At 59.6% G+C, this 4,738-nt stretch carries 4 protein-coding genes; all 4 read left to right on the forward strand.

The features are described 5' to 3' along the window. Positions 1 to 331 precede the first annotated feature (331 nt). Positions 332 to 1,081 carry a DUF1445 domain-containing protein gene (locus EOA85_RS28035; protein WP_245486079.1) on the forward strand — a complete coding sequence of 250 codons (750 nt, stop codon included), beginning with the start codon at positions 332 to 334 and terminating at the stop codon, positions 1,079 to 1,081. Positions 1,082 to 1,230: 149 nt separating this feature from the next. After that, on the forward strand, positions 1,231 to 2,622 hold the full coding sequence (locus EOA85_RS28040; protein WP_127211930.1) for a family 16 glycosylhydrolase: 1,392 nt from the start codon (positions 1,231 to 1,233) through the stop codon (positions 2,620 to 2,622). A gap of 105 nt (positions 2,623 to 2,727) precedes the next feature. Beyond that, entirely contained in the window at positions 2,728 to 4,470 is a 1,743-nt protein-coding gene (locus tag EOA85_RS28045; protein ID WP_127211932.1) for a type I secretion system permease/ATPase, read from the forward strand. After that, on the forward strand, positions 4,470 to 4,738 hold a 269-nt coding region (locus EOA85_RS28050), incomplete at its 3' end, for a biotin/lipoyl-binding protein (protein ID WP_127211931.1). The genes EOA85_RS28045 and EOA85_RS28050, both read left to right, overlap by 1 nt.

The following is a 4,738-nucleotide window of genomic DNA, read 5'->3' on the forward strand; positions in this document are numbered from 1 at the left end:
CTTCTACATGAACCGGGACCTTGGCTTTCTGCATGAGGCAGCCCGACAGATAGAAGCGATCGGCTGCCGCAGCTGTCAATGAGAACGGGAAGGTTTGCGCAAGCGTCGGTCGTAAGATGACGCAATCGTTGGCCGGCCAATAAATACAATTTATCGTTGAGGAAAGATTCTGACAATTTGACAAGCAGCCGAGCCGCCAACGATCTTACGCCCTCCCGACTTGTCTCTGAACGCGCATACCCCCTCGGAAGCCATGGCTCGCCTGACCACTTCACCAATCTTCGAGGACCTGCGACTGGTCGATGCGGATAGGCTGCGCAGGCTTGTCAGAATGGGCGCCTATGAGGGGCATACAGGGGGGCTGGCGCGCGGCAAGCTCCAGGCCAATGTTGTGATTGTCCCCCGCAGCTTTGCCAGCGATTTCCACCAGTTTTGCATCCGCAACCCCAAATCCTGTCCATTGGTCGGCGTGAATCGCGCCGGCAGTCCATTGATCCCGGCGCTGGGCGACATTGACATCCGCACCGATGCCCCCCAGTACAACATCTATCACTTCGGGGAACTGACCCGTCAGAGAACGGACATCATCGACCTTTGGCGAGATGATTTTGCCGCTTTTGCGCTCGGCAGTTCGCTGACCGTCGAAGCCGCACTTGCCGAAAAGGGCGTGAAACTCCGCCGCATCGGCTGCGGCAAAGCCTCACCAAAGTTCCGAACCAGGATCAGGACTTGTCGCGTCGGACCGTTTGGTGGCGAAATGGTCGTCTCGATGCGTCCGATAAGCCATTGCGATGTCGACAGGGTTCGCGCCGTCACCGCACGCTTCCCGCATGCCCACGGCTCTCCCATCCATGTCGGAGAGCCCACGGTCATCGGAATAGCCGACTTGATGGCTCCAGACTGGGGCGAAGCGGTCAAAATCATGGACGGGGAGGTCCCTGTATTCTGGGCTAGCAGCATAACCGCACAAGTTGCACTTACTCGTGCCGAACTCGCGACCTCGATCACGGTATCGCCGGGGCACATGCTGATCACCGATGTGGATGCGCGAGGCGATGCGGGCGCTTTCAAGGTCTATTAGCAGTTCATCTGGGTTGGGCCGGCAAATAGTCCCACGGCGTGTTAAGCTTTTGGTAACTCTCCTAAGTCGAAAGCCAAAACGTACTGGCTCCTTTTGCCTCGATAAATGTTAGGGCTGCATCGAGGCGAGACAAAGGAGAAAAGACCGGGATGGCCACGGTACTGAACGCCAAGGGCGTTCCACTTCCCTACAGCGGATCCTCCGTAAAGTGGTACTCGGCGACGAATTCCGGCCCAACGCTTTATGGCAGCACGTACAACGACTCGATGTATGGCGACGGCAACGTCACCGTCACAATGCGTGGCGGCAAGGGCGATGACATCTATTATCTGTATTCCTCGAAAAACAAAGCGGTCGAGCTGTCCGGCGAGGGTATCGACACCATCTCGACCTGGATGAGCTATAAGCTCCCAGCCAATTTCGAGAACCTGACAGTCACGGGCGACAAACGATATGCTTTCGGAAACGAGCTGAACAACATCATTACCGGCGGCTCCGGCCAACAGACGCTCGACGGCTTACGGGGCGATGACGTTTTGAAGGGCGGATCGGGGGCGGATATTTTCGTTGTAAACCCCGGCAACGGCAGTGATCTGATCCTGGACTTTGGCGCGACGGATACCGTTCGCGTCGGGAGCTACGGCTTCACCTCCTTCGAGGAGGTGCGCGCCAATATGGTGCAGTCGGGAGCGAACGTCCGACTCAATCTGTCCGACAGCGAGTTTCTCGTCTTCGCCAACAAGACCATCGGCGAGTTCACCGCAAGCCAGTTCAAGCTGGCCGTGGACAGGTCGGCTCTGGAACTCACATTTTCGGACGAGTTCGACACGCTGGACCTGTGGAATGGTTCGAGCGGCACCTGGGACTCGAATTTCTGGTGGGGGGCCGCAAACGGCAGCTCGCTCACGAGCAACAAAGAGCTTCAATGGTACATCGACACCGACTACGCCCCGACGAGTTCCGTCAATCCGTTCAGCGTTGAGGACGGTGTTCTCACGATTACCGCCGCCCGGGCTCCTGAGGCGATCCGGCCGGACATAAACAACTACGAATACACGTCAGGTTTGCTGACGACCTACGAATCGTTCGCGCAGACCTACGGCTATTTCGAAATTCGGGCCGACATGCCCGAAAAACAAGGGGTATGGCCGGCCTTCTGGCTTCTCCCGGCGGACGGTTCCTGGCCGCCGGAACTGGACGTCGTCGAGATGGTCGGGCAGGATCCGAACAAGCTCATTTTGACAGGCCACTCGAACGCAACGGGGACTCATACGAAAGTGTCCTCTACCGCCTATGTTGCGGATACCGCAGGGTTCCACACATACGGGGTGCTGTGGACAGAAGACGAACTCGTCTGGTATTTCGACGACGTCGAAGTTGCCCGTGCCGCAACGCCTGCCGACATGCACGAGCCAATGTATATGCTGGTCGATCTGGCGGTTGGCGGCATCGCGGGAACGCCTGCCGACGGGCTTGCCACGCCTGCAGAAATGCAGATCGACTACATCCACGCCTATGCGTTGAACGATTGGGTTATCTAGGCGTAACACCTGACGGGGGGCTCGGCACGGACACGTTCGTCATCAGGCCTGATTTCGGGCGTGGTCATTGCCGCCTGAGACTGAACCGTGATTGATGTGAAGGCGATGTCGCATCCCCATCCATCCGAGCCGCGAACGACCCTCGCGGCGGTTCTGGCTTCCTTCCGGCGAGCCATGGCCGGAATTGCCTTGATGAGCGGCGTCGTCAATGTTCTGGCGCTGACCGGCTCGTTGTTCATGCTGCAGGTCTACGATCGCGTCATACCCGGCCGCAGCGTGCCGACGCTCGTCGGGCTCGCCGTGTTTGCCGGCACACTTTTCGTTTTTCAGGGCGTTCTCGAACTCATCCGGTCGCGTTTGCTGGTGCGCATCGGAATGGCGCTGGACGCGCGCTTGAGCCGACAGGTCTACGCCGCCCTCATGCGTTTGCCGTTGCGCACCAAGCTCGCCGGCGACGGCCTTCAATCCTTGCGCGATCTTGATCAGGTGCGTTCGTTTATGTCGAGCGCCGGTCCGACCGCGCTTTTCGACCTGCCCTGGATGCCGCTCTATCTCGCAATCTGCTTCCTGTTCCATTTCTGGATCGGCATGACGGCACTGGCCGGCGTGGTCATTCTCTTCAGCCTGACATTGCTCGCCGAAATTCGCACGAGAGAGCCCGCCAGAAAGGCAAACAATCAAGCGGCGGCGCGCAATACACTTGCCGAAGCGACACGTCGCAATGTCGAGGTTCTGCAGGCCATGGGCTTTGGATCACGCATCGCCGAGCGCTGGTCAGGGATCAATGCTGACTATCTCGATACCAATGCAACGGCCAGCGACCTTGCTGGGACGCTCGGAACGATCTCGAAGATCCTGCGCATGATGCTGCAATCGGGCATCCTGGCGATCGGCGCTTATCTGGTCATCCATCAGGAAGCGACCGGCGGCATCATGATCGCCAGTTCGATCATGATGAGCCGGGCGCTCGCGCCGATCGAACTGGCCATCGCCCACTGGAGGGGTTTTGTCACCGCCCGCCAGGCCTGGGCCCGGCTGACCCAGCTTTTGGTCCTGCTTCCCGAAACTGCGATAAGTGTCTCGCTGCCTGCGCCGAGATCTGCTGTTTTGGTCGAAAATGTCAGTGTTACGCCACCAGGCGAGGGCTGTGTGGTCGTGCAGGACGCCACCTTTGCATTGGAAAAGGGCGTCGGCCTCGGCATCGTCGGACCGAGCGCTTCTGGCAAGTCATCGCTCGTGCGCGCTATTGCCGGCATATGGCTCCCAGTTCGCGGAACCGTCAGGCTGGATGGCGCAACGCTCGACCAGTGGTCGCCGGAAGAGCTGGGCAACCATGTCGGCTATCTGCCGCAGGATGTGCAACTGTTCGATGGCACCATTGCCGAGAATATCGCGCGCTTCGAACCGCAAGCGCCCTCGGACAAGATACTGGCGGCTGCGCGCGCGGCCGGCGTTCATGATCTCGTCATCCGCCTGCCGGAAGGCTACGAGACGCGGATCGGCGAGGCCGGGTCGGCGCTTTCGGCCGGCCAGAGACAAAGGGTGGCGCTTGCCCGGGCTCTCTACGGTGACCCGTTTCTGGTCATTCTCGACGAGCCCAACTCCAACCTCGATTCGGAAGGCGAGGCCGCGTTGACGGTGGCGATCCAGGGTGTTCGCGCTCGAGGCGGTATTGCCATCGTGGTTGCACACCGGCCGAGCGCGCTGGCAAACCTCGATCAGGTTCTCGTGATGGCGAACGGCCGGATCCAGGCCTTTGGCCCGAAGAATGAGATCCTGAACAAGATAACCCGCCCGGCAGGCGTTCCCCTGAAAGTCGTTTCCGGACTTGAAGAGACGGCATCCTGATGGCGCAACGCACGCTATTCGCGGCCGATCGTACTATTCGACGCTATCTGCTTGGCGGTGTCGCAACCTGCATCCTGCTGGTTGGCGGGGCGGGGAGTTTGGCTGCCGTCACCGAACTTTCCGGAGCCGTCATCGCATCGGGAAAGCTGGTCGTCGACTCCAGCGTCAAGAAAGTACAGCATCCAACCGGTGGCGTCGTCGGTCAAATCTTCGTCCGAGAAGGCGATGCCGTGCAATCGGGCAAGGTTTTGATCCGCCTGGATGAGAC

It is taken from the genome of Mesorhizobium sp. M5C.F.Ca.IN.020.29.1.1 (assembly GCF_003997375.1).
GTDB classification, from domain to species: domain Bacteria; phylum Pseudomonadota; class Alphaproteobacteria; order Rhizobiales; family Rhizobiaceae; genus Mesorhizobium; species Mesorhizobium wenxiniae.